The following is a 22,563-nucleotide window of genomic DNA, read 5'->3' on the forward strand; positions in this document are numbered from 1 at the left end:
GCAGGCTGGCGCCGCAACTGGCACGCCAACAGCAATTGGGGCTCCCGAAAGAGCCCCAATCATCTTACTCCGGCTGGGCCGGATCAACCGGATCGGCCACTGCCGGCGCGGCGTCCGTGCCCGCTTCCGTCGTCAGCTCGACTTCGTCGATATCCGTCTCCACCACGCGCTGCAGGCCGGACAGCTTGGTGCCGTCTTCCACGGCGATCAGGGTCACGCCCTGCGTCGCGCGGCCCATTTCGCGGATTTCCGACACGCGGGTGCGGATCAACACGCCGCCGGTGGTGATCAGCATGATTTCATCGCTGGCGTCGACCAGGGTCGCGGCAACCACTTTACCGTTGCGCTCGCTGGTCTGGATGGCGATCATGCCTTTCGTGCCACGTCCATGGCGCGTGTACTCAAGAATCGGCGTGCGCTTGCCATAGCCGTTTTCCGTGGCCGTCAGCACCGACTGCTGCTCGTTCTCGGCCACCAGCAGGGCGATCACGTGCTGGCCCTCTTCCAGGTTCATGCCGCGCACGCCGCGCGCCGTGCGGCCCATCGGACGCACGTCGTTTTCGTCGAAGCGCACTGCCTTGCCCGAATCGGAGAACAGCATTACGTCGTGCTGGCCGTCCGTCAGCGCGGCGCCGATCAGGAAGTCGCCGTCGTCCAGGTCGACCGCGATGATGCCGGCCTTGCGCGGATTGCTGAAGTCCTTCAGCGGCGTCTTTTTCACGGTGCCGAGGCTGGTCGACATGAACACGTAATGGTCTTCCGGGAAGGTGCGGTTCTCGCCCGACAGCGGCAGGATCACGGTGATCTTTTCGTTGTCCTGCAGCGGGAACATGTTGACGATCGGCTTGCCGCGCGAATTGCGCGAGCCTTGCGGCACTTCCCACACCTTCAGCCAGTACATGCGGCCACGGTCCGAGAAGCACAGGATGTAGTCGTGCGTATTGGCGATGAACAGCTGGTCGATCCAGTCTTCCTCTTTGGTCGCCATGGCCTGCTTGCCGCGGCCGCCGCGCTTCTGCGCGCGGTATTCGGAAATCGGCTGCGCCTTCATGTAGCCGGTGTGCGACAGGGTCACGACCATGTCCTGCGGCGTGATCAGGTCTTCCGTTTCCAGGTCGGTCGCATTCAACTCGATCTGCGAGCGGCGCACGTCCTTGTTGCCGGCGCCGTATTCGTTCTTCGCCACGTTCATTTCATCGGTGATGATGATGGTGACGCGCTCCGGCTTGGCCAGGATGTCGAGCAAGTCGGCGATGTGTGCCATGACTTCCTTGTACTCGTTGACGATCTTGTCCTGCTCCAGGCCCGTCAGGCGTTGCAGACGCATCTGCAGGATCTCTTGCGCCTGGTCGTCCGACAGCTTGTACAGGCCGTCGGCCTGCATGCCATAGTGCTTCGGCAGGTTTTCCGGACGGTAGGCGTCCACGCCGCCCGGCGTCGTGCCGTCGCCCGTGCGGGCCAGCATTTCGCGCACCACGGACGAATCCCATGGACGGGCCATCAGCTCGACCTTGGCGATCGGCGGCGTCGGCGCGGCCTTGATGATGGCGATGAAGTCATCGATGTTGGCCAGCGCCACTGCCAGGCCTTCGAGCACGTGGCCGCGTTCGCGCGCCTTGCGCAGTTCGAACACGGTGCGGCGCGTAACCACTTCGCGGCGGTGCGACAGGAAGCATTGCAGCATCTGCTTGAGGTTCAGCAGTTTCGGCTGGCCATCGACCAGCGCCACCATGTTCATGCCGAAGGTGTCTTGCAGCTGGGTCTGCTTGTACAGGTTGTTCAGCACAACTTCCGGCACTTCGCCCCGTTTCAGCTCGATCACCACGCGCATGCCCGACTTGTCGGACTCGTCGCGGATGTCGGAAATGCCGTCCAGCTTTTTGTCGCGCACGTTTTCGGCGATGCGTTCCAGCAAGGATTTCTTGTTGACCTGGAATGGCAGCTCGTCGACGATGATGGCGATGCGGCCGCCGTCCTTGCCGTATTCCTCGAAGTGCGTCTTGGCGCGCATGACCACGCGGCCGCGGCCCGTACGGTAGCCATCGCGCACGCCGGACACGCCGTAGATGATGCCGGCGGTCGGGAAATCGGGCGCCGGAATGATCTCGATCAATTCATCGATCGTGCAGTCCGGATTGCGCAGCACGTGCAGGGCGCCGTCGATCACTTCGGTGATGTTGTGTGGCGGAATGTTCGTCGCCATGCCGACCGCGATGCCGGACGAGCCGTTGATCAGCAGGTTCGGGATACGCGTCGGCAAGACCGTCGGTTCCTTTTCCTTGCCGTCGTAGTTGGGCTGGAAATCGACGGTGTCCTTGTCGATATCGGCCAGCAGCTCGCTGGCGATCTTGTCCAGGCGGCACTCGGTGTAACGCATGGCCGCGGCGCCGTCGCCGTCGACGGAACCGAAGTTACCCTGGCCATCGACGAGCATGTAGCGCAGCGAGAAATCCTGCGCCATGCGCACCAAGGTGTCGTAGATCGAGGCGTCGCCGTGGGGATGGTACTTACCCATGGTTTCGCCGACCACGCGGGCGCACTTGACGTAAGGGCGGTTCCACACGTTGTTCATTTCATGCATCGCGAACAAGACGCGGCGGTGCACTGGCTTCAAGCCATCGCGCGCATCCGGCAAGGCGCGCCCGACGATCACGCTCATGGCGTAATCGAGGTAACTCTTGCGCATCTCTTCTTCGAGGGAAATAGGAATTGTTTCTTTTGCGAATTGATCCATTGGCGGTTCGACTGATCTCAGGCTGTGGTTAACTTATCTGTTACGCAATGTATGACGCAATACTGCATATCCTGGGTGGCTGTCGTCGTGGATGCAGCGCCGCCACGGGCATTTGCTTCACACTATTGACAGTCAAGCGCACGATTTTAGCATGCGCGCCCTGCTACCTGTACAAATTGGCCAGACCGGCAAGATTGCCACTTTGCGCCGGAGGCGTGCGCGCCGGCATGTCGTTAATGCACAATGGCAATACCAGTTCAAGTCGCCTGCCCTTAAAAGAGGCAAAAAAAGCGATCATTTGTTACAGACGCGTTACAAATGAGCATTTTCGTTGCGCAAAAACAACGTGCGGTCTAAAATCGGGCAAGCTTTGATTTAACCACGGTCGTGCGCCCCTGATGCGTGTGGCAAAATGACTGGGAAGTTAATTGCTAGTTTCGCAATCTGAAACGAGCGCATATGGTCTACATGATAAAATCTTGGCACGTAGCACCAGTAGCGCAGTGTTGTTCTGCGGATATCACCCCCCGAAAGGAAAAAAGAATGAATAAATTTGTAACGCTGTTTTTCGCTGCATCCGCAGTGATTGCTGGCTCGGCTTCGGCCCAAACCCCAACCTCCCCACCGTTCGCGCCAGTTACCACTGACATCAAAGCACCAAGCCCAAAAAGCGCTTATGTGCAAGATGCCCGCGGCGTCATCGTGCGTGATCCATTCGGCCTGTGCTGGCGTACCGGCTACTGGACACCAGCTGACGCGGTGCCAGGTTGCGACGTTCCCCTGTGCGTAGAGCCAGAAACTCTGCAAGACGGCAAATGCGTGGCCCCACCTCCGCCAGCAGTGCCAGCACCGGCACCAGTCGTCGTTGCGCCAGTACCAGTCGTCGTTGCTCCTACCTCGGAAAAAGTCAGCTTCGCTGCTGATGCATTCTTCGATTTCGACAAAGCTACGCTGAAGCCAGAAGGCAAAGCCAAGCTGGACGAGCTGTCCGCACAACTCGGCGGCATCAACCTGGAAGTCATCATCGCTGTGGGTCACACCGACTCCGTCGGCACCGATGCTTACAACCAAAAACTGTCGGTACGTCGTGCTGATGCTGTCAAAGCCTACCTGGTCACCAAAGGCGTTGAAAGCAACCGCGTGTACACCGAAGGCAAAGGCGAGAAGCAACCTGTTGCTGACAACAAAACTGCCGAAGGCCGTGCGAAAAACCGTCGCGTGGAAATCGAAGTTGTTGGTACCCGCAACAAGTAATTGCTGAACGCTGGCCTGGGACTTGCCGCGAGTCATCGCGCAAGTCAAGGACAGCATGAAAAACCCCGCCCAGGCGGGGTTTTTTTTCGTCCGTGGCTGCCCGATTGTGAAATTGCCGCTATTATTCGACCTATGAACGCCGACCCTCTTGAAATCCAAAAATTCAGTGAGCTGGCCCACCGCTGGTGGGACCCCACTTCCGAGTTTCGTCCCCTGCACGAAATTAACCCCCTGCGCCTGGAATGGATCAACGCGAAGGTGCCGCTGGCCGGCAAGCGCGTGATCGACATCGGCTGCGGCGGCGGCATCCTGGCCGAATCGATGGCCCGCAAGGGCGCCGACGTGACGGGCATCGACCTGTCCGACAAGGCCTTGAAAGTTGCCGACCTGCACAGCCTGGAATCGGGCGCCAAGGTGCGCTACAAGCTGATCGCCGCCGAAGCCATGGCCGATGAAGAGCCGGGCCAGTACGACGTCGTCACCTGCATGGAAATGCTCGAGCACGTGCCGGACCCCGCCGCCATCGTCAAGGCTTGCGCGGCGCTGGTAAAACCGGGCGGCCACGTCTTCCTGTCGACCCTGAACCGCAACCCGAAAGCCTATCTGTTTGCCATCCTGGGGGCCGAATACCTGCTGCGCCTGCTGCCGAAAGGCACGCACGACTACGACAAATTCATCACCCCGGCCGAATTGTCGCAATACATACGCAGCGCCGGCCTCGATGTCAATAGCATGCGCGGCATGGGCTACAATCCATTGACCAAAATTTACTCACTTAATAGCGATACCAGCGTCAATTACCTGGTGGCCTGCACCCGGCCCCTGTAATCCACGCGCGTAACAAAAGGCGGCTGCGGCCGCCATTTTTCATGCTCTTTCACCACCTCAGCCATCATGACCACTGACCACCTGCCAGCACCGCGCGCCATCCTGTTCGACCTCGACGGCACCCTGGCCGATACCGCGCCCGACCTGGCGGCGGCCATCAACCTGCTGCGCACACGCGCCGGCCTGGAGCCGACCCCGTACGAAGTGCTGCGCCCCACGGCCTCGGCCGGCGCGCGCGGCATGATAGGCGCGTCGTATGGCGTCCACCCGGGTGAAAGCGGCTATGAAGCCCTGAAGGACGGCTTCCTGAACAACTATGAAGCGGCCCTGGCCGTGGAAAGCCGCTTGTTCGACGGCATCCCCCTTCTACTCGACGGCTTGAGCAGCCTGGGCCTGGCCTGGGGCGTCGTCACCAACAAGGCCGCCCGCTTCACGGACCCGCTGGTGGGCCAGATCGGCCTGGGCGCGGCCGGCTGCGTGATCTCGGGCGACACCATGGCGCACCCGAAACCGCACCCCGCTCCCCTGCTGGAAGCGGCGCGCCGCCTGGACCTGGCCCCGCAGGACTGCTGGTATGTGGGCGACGACCTGCGCGACATCCAGGCCGGCCGCGCCGCCGGCATGCGCACGGTGGCCTGCGCCTGGGGCTACTGCGGCCCCGTCGAGCCGCAGCACTGGAACGCCGACCATTTGCTGGACACGCCGCAAGCGTTGCTGGAACTGGTGACCGGCGTGGTGAAGGCGGCGCAGGAGCGGCAGCTGGCCGCCTGAAAACTTGTCTTGCAGACTAATGCGGCCGCAAACACCTGCCCAGGCCAACAACGAAAACCTGGGGTCTGCCGCCAGCACTTTGCTTTATGGGCCAAGACTCAAGTATGACGACTTCGGTGCCATTGCCTCGTTCCTTATCGCGAATGCATCATGCAAGAGTGTGAAGTTTGCGCTACAATGAAGGTTCTGTGGGGACGACCTGGTTTCGACGTGGGTTGCAAAGCAGCGCAGGGCATACCGAGGGCTGGCTACCTCGTAAATACAACCAGAAAAAACTTAACTGCAAACGATAACTCGTACGCACTGGCAGCTTAATCGCTGTTAGCTCTAGAACACCTCGTCCCTGGGGTGGGCCGTCAAAAGCTCTAGAGTCATTTACAGGGACTCGTCGTATGCTGGGTTACTTAGCGTCCGACTAAATAATAGGTAACTCGCTTGCCCATAACGTGCACATCCGTGCTGGCTGAGTTAAATTAAATGATAGTGCTAAGTATGTAGAACTGTCTGTAGAGTGCTTGCGGACGCGGGTTCGATTCCCGCCGTCTCCACCACTGAATAAATGAAAAGGGCTTCCCCGTTTTGGCGGGGAGGCCCTTTTTATTTATTCCATGCATGCAGAACGCGGGCAGCGCATGCGCGTCCGGAACGGGCGCGGGGGTTTTGCGGGACTTCGGCGAGCGCAGCTCGGCGCCGCAACACCGGGTTGCGCTTGCAAGCGCAACCCTCTCCGATTCTTCCGGCTAGCTCTTGCGCCGCAGGCGGTTTTTCCTAACGACAACCTTAGCGGCTCAGGCTGTGTGCGAATGCCGGACCTGACCCTCGCTCCTCTTTTGGCGGGGAGGCCCTTTTTTATTTATTCCATGCATGCAGAACGCGGGCAGCGCATGCGCGTCCGGAACGGGCGCGGGGGTTTTGCGGGACTTCGGCGAGCGCARCTCGGCGCCGCAACACCGGGTTGCGCTTGCAAGCGCAACCCTCTCCGATTCTTCCGGCTAGCTCTTGCGCCGCAGGCGGTTTTTCCTAACGACAACCTTAGCGGCTCAGGCTGTGTGCGAATGCCGAGCCTGCCCCTCGCTCCTCGCTCCATCAGGGGCCAATGATATAGTGGCGGGAATGTATACATTGAAGGAAACTGCATGAAAAACGACGTAACTGCTCGCCCGCAAGCAACCCAGGCACCTGCCAGACTCAGCAAAGGGGACTTCGTCACCGCACTGCGCAAGCTGCTGCAAGAAGCAGGAAAGACCGGCAAGGCCAGCGTGGACGTACGCGCTGCGACCCTGCACACCGACGTTGGCGTTTATCCCGCGCGCGGCCACTCGATGCCGACCTGTTGCACGGTGATGTACGAGGAGATGCAGCCGGGTGACGAGATACTGCTGACGCCAACCGGCGGCAAAGGACCTATGCTGCTGGTACGGTATAAATTCCCGCGCTGAAAATCGCAGTCTTACGCTACTGGCGGCGATTCAGAACCCTAATCGGTTCCGCCCGCTTCCGCCCCCCCGGGCGGATGCTGACTTAGACCTGGTATGCGTCCTTTGAAATTGTGGCGCCGTATGAATAGCCGCAAAGCAAACGACGCATCAGCTCTCCGAAATTCTGCGGACCTTGGTATAGCTGACCGTCAGGATCGGTAAATACATAATAGGTCCCGTCAGTACCGACTGACAAGATCATGTGCTCATGGTGGGCTGATGCAAATGCGACAACCTCGCCAATGTGTTCTGCCCAAGCTTGAAACAGACCGCAACGAAGATGCTCGTAAAAGCGCACGTCGCTCGATGCCATTTCTGTTCCTGAACCACATGTGCCTACAGTCAACCCTCCGAACTCATCAACTATTTGATTGGCGATGGCATAGGCAGACGCTGGCGTCTTGCCTGGCGGGGCTAGACTCTTCGGTCCGTTCCAGCCGGCCTCTCGCAAGGCGGGCTCTATTAGCTTCGGTATCTCCAGCATGCTCAGTTTAAAAAGGTTGTCGATTGAATCCGCAGCCGACAGCTGCCGTTGCGGGTTGATTGCATGCATTTTGCCAGAGAATCCCGGCACGTTCGCAAAGGAACATACACATTCGACAATTTTTCCACTATGCATTTCTGGTCATTGCGGAGTATCAAACATCCTAGCGTTACGGAAAATGTATGCGGGCGTTGCCGCCGCTTGTAGCCATGGCCTTGAGCCAGCGCAAGGATGCGCCGCACCATCTTAAAATTAAGAAATATCCCCCCTTAAATACCCGATCGCCCGCCGATATTTCTCTATCCTCTCCAGATCCTTTGGCCTCGGCTCCCCTATCCTCGACAAGTCGCTGTTTTCCGCCAGGTCAGCCAGCTTGACGGCCTTGCCGAGCGGGTCCAGGGCCGCGCGGGCGATGAAAGCCTCGTACGACTCGCCCTCGACCTTGGTCACGGCGCGCACGCCGTCGATGACGTCCTGGGAAAATCCTGCGCGCGCCAGGTCGTCGAAGGTGACTTTGCCGTCGCTGTCTTCCACCACGTCATGCAGCACGGCGACGATCTGCTCGGCGCCGGGGGCGACGCGCAGCATGACGCGCAAGGGGTGGAGTATATAGGGCGCGCCCCCCTTGTCCGTCTGGCCCGCATGCGTGGCGGCGGCGATTTGAATGGCGCGCTCCAGCGTGCCGCCTCTTGCGTGTTCACTCATGTTCACTCCTTGTTCACTCTTTGTTCACGCCACTTTGATTGATGTGTCCGCAGCACGCCAGCCGCGGCGCTGCAGATGGCAGACGCTGCCGCACAGCAGGGCGGGCAGCAATAAATTGACGACCGGTATCAACATCAGCAAACACAGCAGCAGTCCCAGCGCAAAGATCGCCGGGCGCTGTGCGCGGCGCAGCGCCGCTTGCTGTTCCACGCTGAGCACCTCTTCGGCCGCCGCGCCGTAGATCGCCTGGACGTTCCAGGCAAGCAAGTACGAAATCAGCACGCACATGGCCCATACGGGGATCAGCAGGGAGAGCGGCAGCAACAGGCGCCGCCACCAGGCGGGGCGCGCGGCGGACAGCTCCAGGCCGGTTGGCGCCTGCCAGCCGGCATAGCGGCGCGCCGCCACCGTCCTTGCGCGTTCCAGCAGGAGCCAGCGCAGCGGCAAGCGCGCCGTGCCGATGGCGCCGACGATAAAGACCATGACATAGAACAAGGTGGCCAGCGCCAGCAACGCCAGGGCGATCTGGCCGATCGACAACAGGGCTTGGGCGGCGCTGCCCAGGCTGCCGGCGATATTGCCCATTTGCGAGAGCGTGGCAGGCCCGTTGGCCAGGGGCCCGACGCCATCCATCACGCCCAGGCCCAGGCCCAGCAAGCCGGTGACGGACACCTGCGCCAGCACGGCGCTCAGCTCGACAAAGAATCGGCCGAAATAGCCGTACAATCCCAGCCACAGCGCGACGACCGCCATGCACCACAGCGCGGAACGCCACCACAGCCCGGCATGGCGCGCATCGCGCAATCCCAGGCCCACGCATGTCAAGGCTTCGCGCCAGGCAAATAAGCAGGTGTGCAATGTCGGTATCACGCTGGCGCGCACTCCGCGATGAAGGGGCGGACACGTCGATCCGGATATTGCCGATTGTACATGGATCAGGCAGGCGCACGCGCCACGCAGGACAAGGCAGGCGCAGCCGCGTCAACCGTCAATGATGGCTAGCGAAATGCAAATACACTCGCAGCCCGCCCCGCACTCTCGCAGGAAGAGGCATGGCAGACCTGGTTTCTCCCGGACGACTTGGCGTCATACAATGCCAGGTCAGCGAGTTCGATGAGCTCGACTGGCTGGTTTTCCAGATGCGACGGTATAAAAGCCGCCACGCCGACACTGACCGTCACCACGCCCGGGGGACTGCCCCGATGGTCGATGCCCAGCGATTGCACGGCATGGCGTATGCTTTCCGCCACCACCAATGCGCCCGGTAAATCCGTACCGGGCAACAAAATGACCATTTCCTCGCCACCGTAGCGCGCCGCAAGGTCGCCGGGCCGGCGCATGCTGTAGGCCACCACTTTGCCGATCTTTCTCAGGCACTCGTCGCCGGCCACATGGCCATACAGGTCGTTGTATTGCTTGAAGAAGTCGACATCGATCAACACCAGCCCAAGCGGGTTGCCTTCACGCTGAGCACGACTGAATTCGGCGAGCAGCGTCTGGTCGAAGTGGCGCCGGTTTGCCAGCCCCGTCAATCCATCCTGGCTGGCAAGCCGGGCCAGGGTTTCATTGATCAATTCCAGTTCGTTGCGCGCCTCGACCAGTCCCGCCTCGCTTTTTACCCGCAACCCGATTTGCCGCACCATGCGGTAACCGATGAATGCAATCAGCAGCACCATTACCCCGCCCACGGCGTTCTGCAGCACCGTATCGAGACGCCACGCAGCGAGGACTTCATCCTGTGACAAGGCGGCAGAGACCACCAGCGGGTATTCGCTGATTCGTCGATAGCTGTTGATGCGCGTCACGCCATCGACGCGCGACCTGAACACGGCGGTGCCAACGGGACTTTTGGGCAAATAATCATGAAATAAGGGAAACTGCGAAAGATCGCGCCCCAGCATGCTTTCATCGAACGGCCTTCGCAATAAAAGAATGCCATTGCCATTTGCAATAAAAATGGCGCCTTTTTCTCCTATTGAAAAGCGTTCGTAAAACTGCCTGAAATAACGCATATTGATGGTCGCCAGCGCCACGCCGCCGAAGCTGCCGTCAGGTAAATTGATACGCCGCGATACCGTGACTATCCAGTCCCCCGTCGATTTGCTGCGCACGGGCGGGCCGACATAAGGGCCGCGATCGCCATGCGTTCGATGGTAGTTGAAATATTCCCGATCGGAATTGTTCAGATGGTTCAACAGCGTCTTCTGGGAGTTCACCAGCCAACTGCCATCGCTGGCATAGACGAAGATGCCATGCAGCTGCGGCAGCTCGGCTACGCGGGCGGCCAGCAATTTATGCATACGCGCCAGTTCAGGTTCGGAGGTACCGTCAACCTCCATCCGCTCCACCAGGCCGACCAGTACCGTATCGGCCGCCTTGATCGTGTCATAAGCGTGCTGGGCGACAGCCTGCGCCAGGTTGGCGCTTTCACGGGCCGCTTCATGCAATTGCACTTCCCGCGCGCGCAAGGTCATCCATAACTGCAGCGCCAGCAGCGACAGGCACACCAGCACGACAAATGAGATAGCCAGCGGCAACAAGGAGAAACCCCGGAAGCGCCCCCTCGGCAATCGCGGCGACAGGCTAGGCGACCTGATCATGGCTACGCTCCCATTTTGATATTCAGCAAAGTGTGCACGAAATAGGCAGCAACATAGTCACACATCGTCACGAAAGATGCAAAAAAGTTACGGCATCACTTGCCGGGCAAGGCGCTCTCTCCGCCACGGCATCGGCGGTCCCGTTCCTATTCACAATGGTTTGCCCTGGCGCAATCACGGATGGAACGGATGCGAAACAATGCCAGTTCCCCCAGCGTTGCGTATAGCGGAGTCGGCCATGCTCGAAGTACAGCCCGGGGACAAGCGCGGTTTTTTCATCCTGCCGCAGGCTCCGGAAGGTGCGGGATATTACGTCTATGGCACCCCGGGCAGGGGCGCGGGCCAATACGCGCACCCGAACATGATGATGCCACTCCTGTATGTGGAGCGCGAATGGCAAGCGGTCGATGACCGGCAATTTGGCTTTGGCAACATCAGTCTGGCTAACGGAACCGCCTATGGCCAGCACTCAGCCCGCAAATCCGGCCTGGAGGTGGACATTCGCCCGCTGCGCAAGGACGGCCTTCAACTCCCTGTTGATTGGTATGACAGAGACTACGATCAAGCCGAGACGGCCAAGCTCATCGCACTTTTTCGTGCCCATGCCAGCGCGCGCAGGGTGCTGTTTAACGACACCCACATTCCATTCGTGACGCCATGCAAAAATCACGACCATCACCTCCATCTGGAACTGAGAGCCTGATATGAAAACACTATGGCCTATGGCACTGAGCGCCCTCACCCTGTTTTCAACGGTCTATGCAGGTGGCAACAGCGACTGGGGCGCAGACAAACAGTTCAAGGGTACTTATCTGATCTATTCGAATACCTTGGGCGAGCAACAGCCGCCCACACCGCATGACCGCAAGATTGCTTTCATGGTCACGGGGGCCGTTGCCAAGGACATGTTTGACTCCATGGCTACGGATTCGAACGAACGCTGCAGTTTGGAGAAAGGCTATCGGCAGCGCGATAAGGAAAATGTTTCCTGTGTCCGGGATCATGACGGCTATCGGTGCCACTTCGGCTTTAACTTGCGCAATGGCAAAAGCATAGGTGGATCGATTTGCTAGCGCCCCTGCAGCCTGGCAGCCATTAAACAGCCAGGCCCCCGCGCCCCCTACCTTCGGCTCAACGGCACATACTCGCCCGGCAAGTGCGCCACTTCCAGCGCATCGGCGAACGCCAATAAAAACTTCGCCGGGCCATGCTCGGACACCAGCAGGGAGGCGCCCTTGTGGCGCAGCAGTTTCAGCACTTCCTGCTGGTGCGCCTGGTATTCCTGCGAATGGCCATAAAACGTTTGATACATCTCAAGGGTTTCCATGGCCTTGGTGGCCAGGATGAATTCGGGTTTGTCCATGATGTCTCCTCGTTGTTACTGCTGCCAAAACCACGAAAAAAATCTGCAGAACGTGCTGGCGCGAGCCCGTCGCACTGCCTTGCGGCAACCACATCCGTATTTCCATCATACGCCTCAAGCCGGCCGTTGCGCCGTCCTGCCGTGCATCTTTTTCTATCGCTCCCATCCGGCGCCATCGCTGCGGTGCGCGCGCTGGCGCCAGGTGCCCGCGCATGGCATCATGCGCGTTGCCCCCCCTCATAACGACATATGGACCAATATCACTTCCTCGTAGGCGAATTCAAGAAAAATACCCCCTTCATTGCCGCTGCGGCCAGCGCGCAGCTGTTTGCCTGGTTCGCGCACATCGGCGAACCCGTCGAGCGCTACGGCAACAAGCGTGGCAAAATCGTCAAGTTCTCACAGCGAAATTACGAGAAGATGCTGTTCGCGCCAGAGACCAACAGCATCGGACTGCTTTCGCCGCGTCTCGTACCGCCCGACGAAGCTTACGAGGCCGTCAACTGCGACGCGCAGGCCATGTATTCATCGGACTCGGAGCTGGTTCTGTCCATACGCGCCAGCAAGCTTGCGCTGGCGCCGCTGTTCGACGGTGCGCGGGCCATACCCGGCCTGTTTGAGCATTGCGAATATGTGTACTGCTACGCTGAAACGCAGGGCTATGGCACCGGCTACGCACTCGGCTACCGGCAGCTCGATGCGGCCCATCCGATGACCTTTGGCACTCCTTGCCCGGCAAATAACTGGGCCGCCATCAAGCGGCGCGGGCTGCAAGATGCGCACCTGCGCGATGCATATGCCATCAACGGTTTCACGCAAGCCAAACTGGATGCGCTGCCGCCCGCGCGCCGGCAAGCGCTGCGCGCTGCGATGCAAGCCCATGGCCGCTGTGAAGAACATGCCGGCTGGATCTTCTGGCACCTGCAGCCGGGGGAACTGGAAGCGGCCCGCGCCGCACTGAACGCACACGCCATGCTGGGCGCCTACATCAACAACTGAAGCTCATGACCACACATTTATCGCTGCACTGCTATCTGCAAGACGAGGCCGCCGAACGTCCGCTGCCCTGCTCCGACGTGACGATACAGGCCGACCCGGCCACCTTGCGCGCCATCGCCCATTTTCTGCTGGCCAGCGCGGACGCCTTTGATCTGGCGCAAGACCGGGCCGGCATGCACGCGCACCTGCAGGATGCATGGGCCGGCTGGCAGGACGACTTCCCCGACCTCGTCGTGGTGGCCGCCTAGCTTGGCGCCCCGCTCGCTGCGCGTCGGGTAACATACGCCACCGTTGCCACACAGAGAACCTTGATGCCTCATTCCCGAACCGCCCTGGCGTCGCTGCGCGCCGCCGTGCTGGCCGCCGCGCTGGCCAGCCTGTCCGCCTGCGCCAGCCCGCCCGCGCACGAAACGCTGTTCCTCGCTACCACCCTGACCGCCGCGCATTCCTTTACCAAGGGCATCGAAGGGCCGGCCGTCGATGCCGACGGCAATATCTACGCCGTCAACTTTGCGCGCCAGCAAACCATCGGCAAGGTCAGCCCCGGCGGCGTTGCCGAGGTCTACCTGACCCTGCCCGGCGCCAGCATCGCCAACGGCATCCGCTTCGGCAGCCGTGGCCAGATGTATCTGGCCGACTACATGGAGCACACGATCTACCTGGTCGACCCGGCCACGCGCGCGCTGTCCATCCACGCGCGCGAGCCGCGCATGACGCAGCCGAACGACATCGCCATCACGGCCGACGACGTGCTGTATGCGAGCGACCCGAACTGGAAGGAAAACACGGGCCGCGTGTGGCGCATCGCGCAAGATGGCACGGTGACCCTGGCGCTCGACACCATGGGCACGGCCAACGGCATCGAAGTGAGCCCCGACGGCAAGATTCTGTACGTGAATGAAAGCGTGCAGCGCAATATCTGGATGTACGACATCGCCGCGGACGGCAGCCTGGGCGGCAAGCGCCTGCTGATCAAGTTCGACGACTTCGGCATGGATGGCATGCGCGTGGACGTCGACGGCAACCTGTACGTGACGCGCTACGGCAAGGGCACGGTGGTGAAATTGTCGCCGCAGGGACGCATCTTGCGCGAGATCAGCGTGCCCGGCGCCAAACCCAGTAACATCACCTTTGGCGGCCCCGATGGCCGCACTGCCTACGTGACGGAAGTGGTGCAGGGGCGCCTGCTGCAGTTCCGCGTCGACCGCCCGGGCCTGGAATGGCAGCGGGCGCAGCGGCACAAGGCAAATGCGGCGCATGCGGCAGCGGCTGCAATGCCGCCACCGGCCGCAGCGGACAGCGTCAGCGCGGAATGATGCGCTCGGCCTTCAATTTCTCGAACAGATGAATGAAGGCATCGTGCGTATCCTGGTAGTCGAGGAAACCCGCCTTGCGGCTCTTGCCCATGTCCGTCATCACTTCCATCGGCCGGCCCAGGTCGGCATCCGTATGCCACCACGAGGCCAGGCGGCCGACATCAAGCTCCGCCAGCCCATGCTGCTCGGCAATCGCACGCCACCGGGCGGGCGCGTCGTGCATGCGGCCGCCCAGCGGCGCCATGGTTTCCGGCAAGGCCGCCGCTTCGATGCCGAAATACGCGGCCAGGCGCGGCCACAGCCACTTCCAGCGGAACACGTCGCCATTGACGATATTAAAATCTTCGTTGCGCGCGCAAGGGCTGTCCGCCGCCCACGCCAGGTGGCGCGCGACCTGGCCCGCGTCCGTCATGTCGGACAAGCCGTGCCACTGCGCGGGCGAACCGGGGAAGACGAAGGGCGCGCCGCTGGCCTTGCATAAATGCGCGTACACGGCCAGGGTCAGGCCCATGTTCATGGCATTGCCCAGCGCATGGCCGATGATGGTGTGCGGCCGGTGCACGCTCCACGTAAAGCCGTACTCCGCGGCCGCTTCAAACAGGCGGTCTTCCTGTTCATAGTAAAAATTCTCCACGGGCTGGCGGCCCTGCTCTTCGCGGAACGGCGTGACGGGCACTGCTCCCTTGCCATACGCGTCGAACGGTCCCAGGTAGTGCTTGAGACCCGTCACCAGGGCCGCATGGCGCAGGTGGCCGTTCGGCCCCAGCGCGGCCAGCACATTGGCCACCATGGCGCCGTTGACGCGGATGTTTTCCTGCTCATTTTCCTGGCGCGCCCAGGCCGTGAAGAAGACGTGGCTGGCGTCGACACCCGCCAGCGCGGCGGCGACGGCCGCGCCGTCCGTCGCATCGAACCGCAGGGCCGTGCAGCCGGCGGGAACGGGCGTGCGGCCGCGCGAAACGCCCGTCACCTGCCAGCCTTCGCCGAGCAGATGCGTGGCCAGCTTGCTGCCGATGACGCCGCTGGCGCCGATGATGAGGGCGTGTTTATGCATGAGTGAGTAGCTCCGAAAGAAAAAACCATCATATCCGCGACGCAAATTCTTATCCGCGATACTATTTCACCTCATTCATGAATAAAATTCGCGGATCATGTTTTCATCGGAACATCTGAAGGGCCTCACGCCCTTTCTCGCCACGGCCGACGCGGGCAGTTTTACGAAGGCGGCCGAGCGCCTGCACCTGAGCAGCTCGGCCGTCAGCAAGAGCGTGGCGCGGCTGGAGGAACGGCTGGGCGTGCTGCTGTTCCAGCGCAGCACGCGCCGCCTGACACTGAGCGACGCGGGCCGCGCCTACTACGCCACCTGCAAGCGCGTGCTGCAGGAACTGGCGGATGCGGAAAACGTGCTGGCCGACCATGCGGCGGAACTGGCGGGCCAGGTGCGCATCGGCGTGCCCGCCGCGTACGGCCGGCTTCGCGTGATGCCGGCGCTGATCGATCTGTGCGAAAAATATCCGCGCCTGCAGCCGGCCATCGCCTTCAGCGACCGCTTCGTCGACCTGTTCGAGGAGCGCATCGATATCGCCGTGCGCATCGGCGCGCCATCGCACTGGCCCGCCGCGCTGGGGCAGATGCACCTGGGCGATGAACAGCTGATCCTGTGCGCGGCGCCCGCCTACCTGGCGCGGCGCGGCGCGCCGGCGTCCATTGCGGACCTCGACGGCCACGCCTGCATCGCCTACGGGCGCGGCGATGGCTCGCCCATGCCGTGGCTGTTCCCGGACGATGAACATGGCGGGCAGATGGAATACCGCCCGGCGTCGCCGCGCATGACGGCGGGCGACGCGGAAGCGCGCACGGCCGCCGTGCTGGCCGGCCTGGGCGTGGCCCAGCTGGCCACCTGGCTGGTGCAGGAACACCTGGCCACCGGCGCCATCGTGGCAGTGCTGCCGGCACTGGCCACGCCGGGCCTGCCCCTGTACCTGGCGTGGCCGCTGGCGCGCCAGCTGACGCCGAAAACAGGCACCCTGCTGCAGGAATTGCGGCAGCGGCTGACAATCAGCTGAAAATATCCGTTGACCCTGACGCAACGTCATGGTCGATGCTGTGTGTACGCACCAGGAAAGGAGCAAACGATGCTGTTGAAAATCGGTGAACTGGCCAAGATGACAGGCTTGAGCATCCGCACCCTGCACCACTACGACAGCATCGGCCTGCTCTCGCCTTCGGCGCGCACGCAAGCTGGCTACCGCCTGTACCAGCACGGCGACATGGACCGGCTGCACCGGATCATGGCGCTGCGCAAGTTCGGGTTGTCGCTGGCCGATATCGCCAACGCACTCGCCGGCCCGGACCTGCCCTTGAGCGCCATCGTGGCGCAGCAGATCGCCATGCTGGAACGCCAGATCGCGCAGGCTTCCACCCTGCGCGAACGCCTGCGCACCTTGCAGGCGCAACTGGCGCAGGGGCAGGCACCGGAACTGGCCGAGTGGCTCACCACAATGGAGTTGATGACCATGTACGACAAATACTTTACCGAGGAAGAACTGCAACGGATGCCGCTGCTGACAGATAGCGCCGTGGAACAGGAATGGAAGGCACTGGTGACGCGCGTGCGCGCTGCCAGGGACGCGGGCGCCAGCCCGGACGATGCGCAGGCGCAGGCGCTGGCCACGGAATGGATGGTCAAGCTGGTGCGCGACACGGGCGCCCACCCGGGCCTGTTCGCGCGCCTGAACAGCATGCACGAGCAGGAACCATCGATGCAGGCTACCACCAGCATCGATGCGGAACTGATGCAATTCATCCTCGCCGCCTTCAACGCCTCGCGCATTGCGCTGTACCGGCCTTTCCTCGATGAGCAGGAATATGCGTATTTACTCGCCAACTACGGCAGGCGCTCGGGCGAGTGGCCGGCCCTGATCGCCGCCGTGCGCGCCGCCATCGATGCGCGCACGCCGCCCACGGACCCGGCCGTGCTGCAGTTGGCGCGGCAGTGGCTGGACCTGTTCCGCTCGTATGCGGGCACGGACCCGGCCACGCAGCTGAAGTTCCGCCAGGCGCACCAGCAGGAACCGCGCTTGATGGAAGGCAGCTTCGTCGACGCCGCCATGGTGCAATACCTGGGCGCGGCGATGGCCGTGGTGGCGCAGGAGCGTCCGGCCAAATAAGTTGACGTGTGGCATCTCGTGGGCGGGGCCATGTAGAATCGGCCTTCGCCCACGAAAGGAACCACCGATGCGCCGCTTTCTGTTTGCTTGCCTGACCCTGCCCGCCTGCCATATCGCCATGGCTGGCGATACGCCCGTGCAAGGCGTGTGGCAGGGCACCCTGGGCAAGGCGAATATCGTCGCCTGCTTCAACCAGCCCAGCCCCACGCAAGGGGCTGACCGCAGCGGCAATTACTACTACACGCGCTACAAGACACCGATCATGCTGTCCATGGCGAACGGCAAGAGCGAGTGGAGCGAGTCCGACGCCAAGGGCGACACGACGGGCACGTGGCGCCTCGACGCGCCGCAGGGCAACAAGCTCACCGGCACCTGGACGGAGCCCAGAAGCGGCAAGACCCTGCCGCTGGCCTTGACCCTGCTGCAAGCGGCGGGCGACCGCGAACACCCGTCCTGCGCCAGCGACGCCTACAATCTGGCGCTGGAAGACTTTCCCGGCACCAAGGTCAGCAAACCCCTTACCTTCGAAGGCAAGCAATACCGCAACCTGCAAGTGGGCGACACCATCACCGTGGAATTGATGGCGCCCGGCGACGGCATTGCAAAAATCAATGCGCAGCTGCGCGCCGTGCTGGCGAAGAACAAGAAGGACCTGGCCGATTTCTATGCCACGCGCCGCGAATACCTGGGCCGCAACGGTTTCACGACGGAAGATGAAGTGTATGCGGAACCGACCTACTGGTCGCCGCGCTGGGTGACGGTCAAATTCTACCGCTGGGCGGCCGGCTATGGCGCCAGCGGCATTTCCATCCGCTTCCGCACCTGGGACGTGAAAACGGGCCAGGAAACGGACGTGTGGAACTGGTTTGGCGCCAGCGCCAGCGATGGCGACGACAAGGCCGAATTGCCGGACCGCCTGCGCCAGGCCCTCTTCAAGGATGTGGCAATCGACGCCGAATGCAAGGGCACGGATTACGACGGCCGCGGCCGCTTCCACCTGTCATTGAAGCCCGAAGGCGTGTCGTTCTGGGAAGACGCGAACGGCAGCGGCTGCGAAAACGATTTTTTATTGCCTTACAGCAAGGTCGGCCCCTTCCTCACCGTCAAGGGCCGCGCCGCGCTCAGCGATTTATTGCCTAAGAATTAAGCAGCGCCTCTGCCGCCATCTCCGCCGTGGCGGCCGCCAGGGTCCAGCCCAGGTGGCCGTGGCCCGTGTTGTAGTACACGCCCGGCGCCTTGCCCGGCCCCACTTTCGGCAGCATGGCCGGCAGCATGGGGCGCAGGCCCGCCCACGGGATCACTTTGCGCGTATTGACTTCAGGAAAGCACTGCTGCACCCACTGCAATAAGGGGCGGATGCGGTCGGCGCGGATGTCGTCATTGACGCCGTTGAATTCCGCCGTGCCCGCCACTCTTAACCGGTCCTCGCCCAGGCGGCTGCTGACCAGCTTGGTCGCATCGTCGAGCAGGCTGACGGACGGCGCCGCCGCGCGGCTGGCGTCGTCATCGAGCTGCACGGTAATCGAATAGCCTTTCACGGGATACACGTTGACATGGTCGCCCAGCATGGCCGCCATGGCGCGGCTGGCCGTGCCCGCGCAGATGACGACGGCGTCGAACACGCTGCTGTCCTCGCCCACGCTGACGCGCACCTGGCCGTGCTCGCGCGCCAGCGCCGTCACCTGCGCGCCGTAGCGGCAGACCACGCCCAGGCGGGCGCAGGCATCGGCCAGGCCGCTGGTGAATTTGTGGATGTCGCCCGTGGAATCGCTGTCCGTGTAGTAGCCGCCGTAAAAGTTGCCGTGCAGGGCCGGTTCGATGGCGCGCATTTCGGCCGGCGTGACGGCGCGCCGCTCCAGCCCTGCCTGCGCCAGCAGGCGCGACACGCCGGCCGCCCGCTCGAAGCCGCGCCGGTCCCGGTACACGTGCAGGATGCCGGCGCGGCGGTGATCAAAATCAATGTTTTCCTGCTCGGCCCACGCAAACAAATGTGCGCGCGCGGCAATCGCCATGCGCGCCGTGGCGATGGTGTTGCGCTCGTAATCCGGCATGGCGGCGAGAAACTCCGCAAACCAGCTCAGCTTGTGCCAGCTGGGCCAGGGATGCAGCAGCAGCGGCGCGTCGCGCCGCGCCATCCATTTCAGCGCGTTCAAAATCGTCGCCTTGTGGTTCCACACTTCCGCGTGCGAGGCCGACAATTGCCCGCCGTTCGCATACGACGTTTCCATGGCCGCATAGCGGTGGCGCTCGATCAAGGTGACATCGACGCCCCGTTTCGCCAGCGCATACGCCGTGGTGACGCCCGTGATGCCGCCGCCGATGACGGCCACCGTGCGGCTCATGGCGTCCCTACCTTCTGCACGACGGTATCGCCCGCCTGCAGCACGCGGCCATCCTCGGCCAGCACGTCCATGCGGCGCACGGGCAAGGCTGAGCCGCGCTGCAGCAGGGTGGAATGCGCCTCGCCTTGCTCAAACAGTTGCGCCTCGCTCCACTGGCGCAAGCCGACGACGACGGGAAACAGGGCCAGCCCCTTGGGCGTGAGCACATATTCCTGGTAGGCCGTGCCGTCCGAGGCGGGCGCAATGGTAAAAATGCCCTCCTCCACCAGCGTGTGCAGGCGGTCGGCCAGGATGTTCTTCGCCACGCCCAGGCTTTTCTGGAATTCTCCGAACCGGCGCATGCCGTCGAAGGCGTCGCGCACGATCAAGAGCGACCAGCGCTCGCCGATCGCGTCGAGCGCGCGCGCCACGGGACAGGGGTCGGTTTTCAGGCTCTTGCGCTTGGCCACGGGGTTTCTCCTTGATTGAGTGGTTGCATTTTAAAACTTCCCGGCGTAGACTCCAACTGGTTTTAATTTGAAACCACCTAAAGCCATTCTTATGCGCGATACGAACCCTCCCCTCACGACCACACTTTCCCCCTCCCTCGTCTGGCTGTTTGCCTGTGCGGCCGGTCTCAGCGTGGCCAATGTGTATTACTCCCAGCCTTTGCTCGCCACGCTGGCGCAGGAATTCGGCATGACGGAGGCGGCCAGCGGCATGGTCATCACGGCCACGCAGCTCGGCTGCGCGCTGGCCCTGCTCTTGCTCGTGCCCCTGGGCGACATGCTGAACCGGCGCCGCCTGACCCTGTTCCAGCTGGGCTTGCTGGCCCTCACCCTGGCGGCGCTGGGCTGCGCCCGTTCCACGGCAGCGTTGCTGGGCGGCATGCTGTTGGTGGGCTTGCTGGGCACGGCCATGACGCAGGGCTTGATCGCCTATGCGGCCAGCGCGGCGGCCAGCCACGAGCGGGGCAGGGTCGTCGGCATGGCGCAGGGCGGCGTGGTGATCGGCTTGCTGCTGGCGCGCACCCTGTCCGGCGTGGTGGCCGATATCGCCGACTGGCGCGCCGTGTATTTTGTCTCGGCCGCCATCGCCTGCGCCCTGCTGTTGCTGCTGTGGCGCAAGCTGCCGCCGGCGCAGCCAGGCAAGCAACAACTGGCTTACGGCGCCCTGCTCGCTTCCATGGTGGATATGTTGATGCACAACAAGGTGCTGCGCGTGCGCGGCATGCTGGCCCTGCTGATGTTTGCCGTGTTCAATATTTTCTGGAGCGCCCTCGTGCTGCCCCTGACGGCGCAGGGCTACAGCCATGCGGCCATCGGCGCCTTCGGCCTGGTCGGCGTGATCGGCGCGCTGGGCGCGGCGCGGGCCGGAGCATTGGCCGACAAGGGCCGCGCCCAGTGGACGACGGGCGCGGCCCTGCTGTTGCTGCTGGCCGCGTGGCTGCCGCTCAGCTTTGCGGGCGCGGCCCTGTGGCCCCTGGTCGTCGGCATCATCGCGCTGGACCTGGCGGGCCAGGCCGTCCACGTGACGAACCAGAGCCTGATCTTCAAGGACGACAGCGACGCGCACAGCCGCCTGGTGGCGTGCTACATGCTGTTTTATGCGGTGGGAAGCGGAGTCGGTGCGATTGCCGCCACCAGCGTGTATGCGCTGGCGGGCTGGCATGGGGTATGCGCGCTGGGCGCGGCGGTCAGCTTGCTCGCCCTGCTGTTCTGGCGGCTGACCTTGCCTGCTGAAAGAGCTTAATTCAGCATGGCCGCGGCGGAGCCGTGGCGATAGGTTTTCAGCGCATCGGGCTGGATCTGGATCAGCGAACCGCTGACTTTAATCAAATGCAGGTCCGTCAGCTGGTGCAGCACGCGCGACAGGGTGGCGGGCGCCAGGTTCAGGAACGAGGCCAGCAGGCTTTTCTTCAGGTCCAGCTTGACCTCGTTGGAACGCTGCTGGTCCGATGCCTGCAGCAGATACTCGACGACGCGCTGGGTGGCGTTCTGCACGGAGCAGCGCTCCACGTTGCGGATGAAACCCATCAGGTGGTGCGACAGGCTGTTCATCATCTGGCGCGCGATGCGGGGCGACTGGTCCAGCAGGCGCAGCAGCGCGTGCGGCGGGATGCGCAGCAGCAGGCAGTGCTCGAGCGCTTCGGCGCAGAAGGGATACGGTTCATCGAGGAAAATCATGGCTTCGCCGAAGCTCTGGCCGGGACGGATCAGTTCCAGGACCTTGTCGGTCCCTTCCATGGAAAACACGCTCAGCTTGACGAGGCCGAAGACCACCACATAGGCGCCTTCCGCCACTTCGCCCTTGCGGAACAGCACTTTGCCTTTTTCCACTTCGACGCGCACGACATCCTGGCGCAATTGCTCTAATTGCGAAGGGGAAATATGGCGGAACAGAGCCTGGCTCGACAGCAAGCCATCGACGTTGACCTTATGCATGACACTCTCTTATTAGATTAGCGAATGACTAAGAGTGTAATGCGCAGGCACCGTCAAGGCCATACGTCAAAGGAACTAGGGTTGTCTAGGCCGTAA

23 protein-coding genes and 1 other RNA gene are annotated in these 22,563 nt (G+C 62.4%); 14 read left to right on the forward strand and 10 right to left on the reverse strand.

Annotation, left to right across the window (positions count from 1 at the left end; all coding sequences use genetic code 11):
* Positions 1–64: 64 nt before the first annotated feature.
* Positions 65–2,734, reverse strand: coding sequence for a DNA gyrase subunit A (gyrA, locus tag CBW50_RS14915; protein ID WP_086146291.1), 2,670 nt, complete (start codon positions 2,732–2,734; stop codon positions 65–67).
* 543 nt (positions 2,735–3,277) lie between these two features.
* Between gyrA and ompA the strand changes: the two genes are divergently transcribed.
* The 5 genes from ompA to CBW50_RS14940 all read left to right on the forward strand — a co-directional run bounded on the left by ompA (position 3,278) and on the right by CBW50_RS14940 (position 7,026).
* The gene (ompA, locus tag CBW50_RS14920) at positions 3,278–3,988 is read left to right on the forward strand and encodes an outer membrane protein OmpA (RefSeq protein WP_086146292.1); all 711 of its coding nucleotides are present in this window, start codon (positions 3,278–3,280) and stop codon (positions 3,986–3,988) included.
* A gap of 132 nt (positions 3,989–4,120) precedes the next feature.
* The gene (gene ubiG, locus CBW50_RS14925; RefSeq protein ID WP_086146293.1) at positions 4,121–4,816 is read left to right on the forward strand and encodes a bifunctional 2-polyprenyl-6-hydroxyphenol methylase/3-demethylubiquinol 3-O-methyltransferase UbiG; all 696 of its coding nucleotides are present in this window, start codon (positions 4,121–4,123) and stop codon (positions 4,814–4,816) included.
* 66 nt (positions 4,817–4,882) lie between these two features.
* Positions 4,883–5,587 (forward strand): HAD family hydrolase, encoded by a 705-nt coding sequence (locus tag CBW50_RS14930; RefSeq protein WP_086146294.1) that lies wholly within the window; start codon positions 4,883–4,885, stop codon positions 5,585–5,587.
* Between the two features lie 190 nt (positions 5,588–5,777).
* Positions 5,778–6,138: a transfer-messenger RNA gene (ssrA, locus tag CBW50_RS14935) on the forward strand.
* A 585-nt stretch (positions 6,139–6,723) separates the two neighbouring features.
* The gene (locus CBW50_RS14940) at positions 6,724–7,026 is read left to right on the forward strand and encodes an HNH endonuclease (RefSeq protein ID WP_086146295.1); all 303 of its coding nucleotides are present in this window, start codon (positions 6,724–6,726) and stop codon (positions 7,024–7,026) included.
* Positions 7,027–7,108: 82 nt separating this feature from the next.
* On the opposite strand, the gene CBW50_RS14945 is transcribed toward CBW50_RS14940, so the two are convergent.
* From CBW50_RS14945 to CBW50_RS14960, 4 genes are all read right to left on the reverse strand, one after another.
* Positions 7,109–7,618, reverse strand: coding sequence for an SUKH-3 domain-containing protein (locus tag CBW50_RS14945; protein WP_086146296.1), 510 nt, complete (start codon positions 7,616–7,618; stop codon positions 7,109–7,111).
* A 183-nt stretch (positions 7,619–7,801) separates the two neighbouring features.
* Positions 7,802–8,254, reverse strand: a complete 453-nt coding sequence (locus tag CBW50_RS14950) for an HD domain-containing protein (RefSeq protein WP_086146297.1) — start codon at positions 8,252–8,254, stop codon at positions 7,802–7,804.
* A gap of 24 nt (positions 8,255–8,278) precedes the next feature.
* Positions 8,279–9,112: a hypothetical protein gene (locus CBW50_RS14955; RefSeq protein WP_139842525.1), complete on the reverse strand. Its 834-nt coding sequence runs from the start codon at positions 9,110–9,112 to the stop codon at positions 8,279–8,281.
* A gap of 140 nt (positions 9,113–9,252) precedes the next feature.
* On the reverse strand, positions 9,253–10,854 hold the full coding sequence (locus CBW50_RS14960; RefSeq protein ID WP_086146299.1) for a sensor domain-containing diguanylate cyclase: 1,602 nt from the start codon (positions 10,852–10,854) through the stop codon (positions 9,253–9,255).
* Positions 10,855–11,092: 238 nt separating this feature from the next.
* On the opposite strand from CBW50_RS14960, the gene CBW50_RS14965 reads away from it, so the two are divergent.
* Together CBW50_RS14965 and CBW50_RS14970 are read left to right on the forward strand one after the other, a co-directional pair.
* Entirely contained in the window at positions 11,093–11,557 is a 465-nt protein-coding gene (locus CBW50_RS14965) for a hypothetical protein (protein ID WP_139842526.1), read from the forward strand.
* Between the two features lie 19 nt (positions 11,558–11,576).
* Positions 11,577–11,927 (forward strand): hypothetical protein, encoded by a 351-nt coding sequence (locus CBW50_RS14970; RefSeq protein WP_086146301.1) that lies wholly within the window; start codon positions 11,577–11,579, stop codon positions 11,925–11,927.
* A gap of 47 nt (positions 11,928–11,974) precedes the next feature.
* Here the strand turns inward: CBW50_RS14970 and CBW50_RS14975 are convergent, their stop codons facing one another.
* Positions 11,975–12,217 carry a hypothetical protein gene (locus CBW50_RS14975; RefSeq protein ID WP_086146302.1) on the reverse strand — a complete coding sequence of 81 codons (243 nt, stop codon included), beginning with the start codon at positions 12,215–12,217 and terminating at the stop codon, positions 11,975–11,977.
* Between the two features lie 249 nt (positions 12,218–12,466).
* On the opposite strand from CBW50_RS14975, the gene CBW50_RS14980 reads away from it, so the two are divergent.
* The 3 genes from CBW50_RS14980 to CBW50_RS14990 all read left to right on the forward strand — a co-directional run bounded on the left by CBW50_RS14980 (position 12,467) and on the right by CBW50_RS14990 (position 14,532).
* Entirely contained in the window at positions 12,467–13,216 is a 750-nt protein-coding gene (locus CBW50_RS14980; protein WP_086146303.1) for a hypothetical protein, read from the forward strand.
* Between the two features lie 5 nt (positions 13,217–13,221).
* Complete coding sequence (locus CBW50_RS14985; protein WP_086146304.1) at positions 13,222–13,464, forward strand: hypothetical protein; 243 nt, start codon at positions 13,222–13,224, stop codon at positions 13,462–13,464.
* Between the two features lie 63 nt (positions 13,465–13,527).
* Positions 13,528–14,532: an SMP-30/gluconolactonase/LRE family protein gene (locus tag CBW50_RS14990; RefSeq protein ID WP_226936078.1), complete on the forward strand. Its 1,005-nt coding sequence runs from the start codon at positions 13,528–13,530 to the stop codon at positions 14,530–14,532.
* On the opposite strand, the gene CBW50_RS14995 is transcribed toward CBW50_RS14990, so the two are convergent.
* Positions 14,519–15,586, reverse strand: a complete 1,068-nt coding sequence (locus CBW50_RS14995) for an SDR family oxidoreductase (protein WP_086146305.1) — start codon at positions 15,584–15,586, stop codon at positions 14,519–14,521. The two genes, CBW50_RS14990 and CBW50_RS14995, sit on opposite strands and share 14 nt — an antisense overlap.
* A gap of 97 nt (positions 15,587–15,683) precedes the next feature.
* Between CBW50_RS14995 and CBW50_RS15000 the strand changes: the two genes are divergently transcribed.
* The 3 genes from CBW50_RS15000 (at position 15,684) to CBW50_RS15010 (ending at position 18,849) form a co-directional block, all read left to right on the forward strand.
* Entirely contained in the window at positions 15,684–16,598 is a 915-nt protein-coding gene (locus CBW50_RS15000) for a LysR family transcriptional regulator (protein WP_086146306.1), read from the forward strand.
* Positions 16,599–16,667: 69 nt separating this feature from the next.
* Positions 16,668–17,702, forward strand: coding sequence for a MerR family transcriptional regulator (locus CBW50_RS15005; protein WP_086146307.1), 1,035 nt, complete (start codon positions 16,668–16,670; stop codon positions 17,700–17,702).
* A 67-nt stretch (positions 17,703–17,769) separates the two neighbouring features.
* On the forward strand, positions 17,770–18,849 hold the full coding sequence (locus tag CBW50_RS15010; protein ID WP_086146308.1) for a hypothetical protein: 1,080 nt from the start codon (positions 17,770–17,772) through the stop codon (positions 18,847–18,849).
* Here CBW50_RS15010 and CBW50_RS15015 read toward each other — a convergent pair.
* Positions 18,839–20,044, reverse strand: coding sequence for a D-amino acid dehydrogenase (locus CBW50_RS15015; protein ID WP_086146309.1), 1,206 nt, complete (start codon positions 20,042–20,044; stop codon positions 18,839–18,841). The two genes, CBW50_RS15010 and CBW50_RS15015, sit on opposite strands and share 11 nt — an antisense overlap.
* Positions 20,041–20,493, reverse strand: coding sequence for a helix-turn-helix domain-containing protein (locus tag CBW50_RS15020; RefSeq protein ID WP_086146310.1), 453 nt, complete (start codon positions 20,491–20,493; stop codon positions 20,041–20,043). The genes CBW50_RS15015 and CBW50_RS15020 overlap by 4 nt, the downstream gene beginning before the upstream one ends.
* A gap of 91 nt (positions 20,494–20,584) precedes the next feature.
* On the opposite strand from CBW50_RS15020, the gene CBW50_RS15025 reads away from it, so the two are divergent.
* Positions 20,585–21,775: an MFS transporter gene (locus CBW50_RS15025; protein ID WP_086146311.1), complete on the forward strand. Its 1,191-nt coding sequence runs from the start codon at positions 20,585–20,587 to the stop codon at positions 21,773–21,775.
* Here the strand turns inward: CBW50_RS15025 and CBW50_RS15030 are convergent.
* Positions 21,772–22,467, reverse strand: a complete 696-nt coding sequence (locus CBW50_RS15030; protein WP_070221800.1) for a Crp/Fnr family transcriptional regulator — start codon at positions 22,465–22,467, stop codon at positions 21,772–21,774. The genes CBW50_RS15025 and CBW50_RS15030 overlap by 4 nt on opposite strands.
* Positions 22,468–22,563 lie beyond the last annotated feature (96 nt).

Source organism: Janthinobacterium sp. GW458P, from assembly GCF_002127585.1.
In the GTDB taxonomy this organism is placed as follows: domain Bacteria; phylum Pseudomonadota; class Gammaproteobacteria; order Burkholderiales; family Burkholderiaceae_D; genus Janthinobacterium.

What these genes read in the sequence shown, in the direction of transcription:
- gyrA (WP_086146291.1), bottom strand. Translation starts at nt 2,734, where the DNA reads ATGGATCAATTCGCAAAAGAAACAATTCCTATTTCCCTCGAAGAAGAG.
- ompA (WP_086146292.1), top strand. Translation starts at nt 3,278, where the DNA reads ATGAATAAATTTGTAACGCTGTTTTTCGCTGCATCCGCAGTGATTGCT.
- ubiG (WP_086146293.1), top strand. Translation starts at nt 4,121, where the DNA reads ATGAACGCCGACCCTCTTGAAATCCAAAAATTCAGTGAGCTGGCCCAC.
- CBW50_RS14930 (WP_086146294.1), top strand. Translation starts at nt 4,883, where the DNA reads ATGACCACTGACCACCTGCCAGCACCGCGCGCCATCCTGTTCGACCTC.
- CBW50_RS14940 (WP_086146295.1), top strand. Translation starts at nt 6,724, where the DNA reads ATGAAAAACGACGTAACTGCTCGCCCGCAAGCAACCCAGGCACCTGCC.
- CBW50_RS14945 (WP_086146296.1), bottom strand. Translation starts at nt 7,618, where the DNA reads ATGCATGCAATCAACCCGCAACGGCAGCTGTCGGCTGCGGATTCAATC.
- CBW50_RS14950 (WP_086146297.1), bottom strand. Translation starts at nt 8,254, where the DNA reads ATGAGTGAACACGCAAGAGGCGGCACGCTGGAGCGCGCCATTCAAATC.
- CBW50_RS14960 (WP_086146299.1), bottom strand. Translation starts at nt 10,854, where the DNA reads ATGATCAGGTCGCCTAGCCTGTCGCCGCGATTGCCGAGGGGGCGCTTC.
- CBW50_RS14965 (WP_139842526.1), top strand. Translation starts at nt 11,093, where the DNA reads ATGCTCGAAGTACAGCCCGGGGACAAGCGCGGTTTTTTCATCCTGCCG.
- CBW50_RS14970 (WP_086146301.1), top strand. Translation starts at nt 11,577, where the DNA reads ATGGCACTGAGCGCCCTCACCCTGTTTTCAACGGTCTATGCAGGTGGC.
- CBW50_RS14975 (WP_086146302.1), bottom strand. Translation starts at nt 12,217, where the DNA reads ATGGACAAACCCGAATTCATCCTGGCCACCAAGGCCATGGAAACCCTT.
- CBW50_RS14980 (WP_086146303.1), top strand. Translation starts at nt 12,467, where the DNA reads ATGGACCAATATCACTTCCTCGTAGGCGAATTCAAGAAAAATACCCCC.
- CBW50_RS14985 (WP_086146304.1), top strand. Translation starts at nt 13,222, where the DNA reads ATGACCACACATTTATCGCTGCACTGCTATCTGCAAGACGAGGCCGCC.
- CBW50_RS14990 (WP_226936078.1), top strand. Translation starts at nt 13,528, where the DNA reads ATGCCTCATTCCCGAACCGCCCTGGCGTCGCTGCGCGCCGCCGTGCTG.
- CBW50_RS14995 (WP_086146305.1), bottom strand. Translation starts at nt 15,586, where the DNA reads ATGCATAAACACGCCCTCATCATCGGCGCCAGCGGCGTCATCGGCAGC.
- CBW50_RS15000 (WP_086146306.1), top strand. Translation starts at nt 15,684, where the DNA reads ATGTTTTCATCGGAACATCTGAAGGGCCTCACGCCCTTTCTCGCCACG.
- CBW50_RS15005 (WP_086146307.1), top strand. Translation starts at nt 16,668, where the DNA reads ATGCTGTTGAAAATCGGTGAACTGGCCAAGATGACAGGCTTGAGCATC.
- CBW50_RS15010 (WP_086146308.1), top strand. Translation starts at nt 17,770, where the DNA reads ATGCGCCGCTTTCTGTTTGCTTGCCTGACCCTGCCCGCCTGCCATATC.
- CBW50_RS15015 (WP_086146309.1), bottom strand. Translation starts at nt 20,044, where the DNA reads ATGAGCCGCACGGTGGCCGTCATCGGCGGCGGCATCACGGGCGTCACC.
- CBW50_RS15025 (WP_086146311.1), top strand. Translation starts at nt 20,585, where the DNA reads ATGCGCGATACGAACCCTCCCCTCACGACCACACTTTCCCCCTCCCTC.
- CBW50_RS15030 (WP_070221800.1), bottom strand. Translation starts at nt 22,467, where the DNA reads ATGCATAAGGTCAACGTCGATGGCTTGCTGTCGAGCCAGGCTCTGTTC.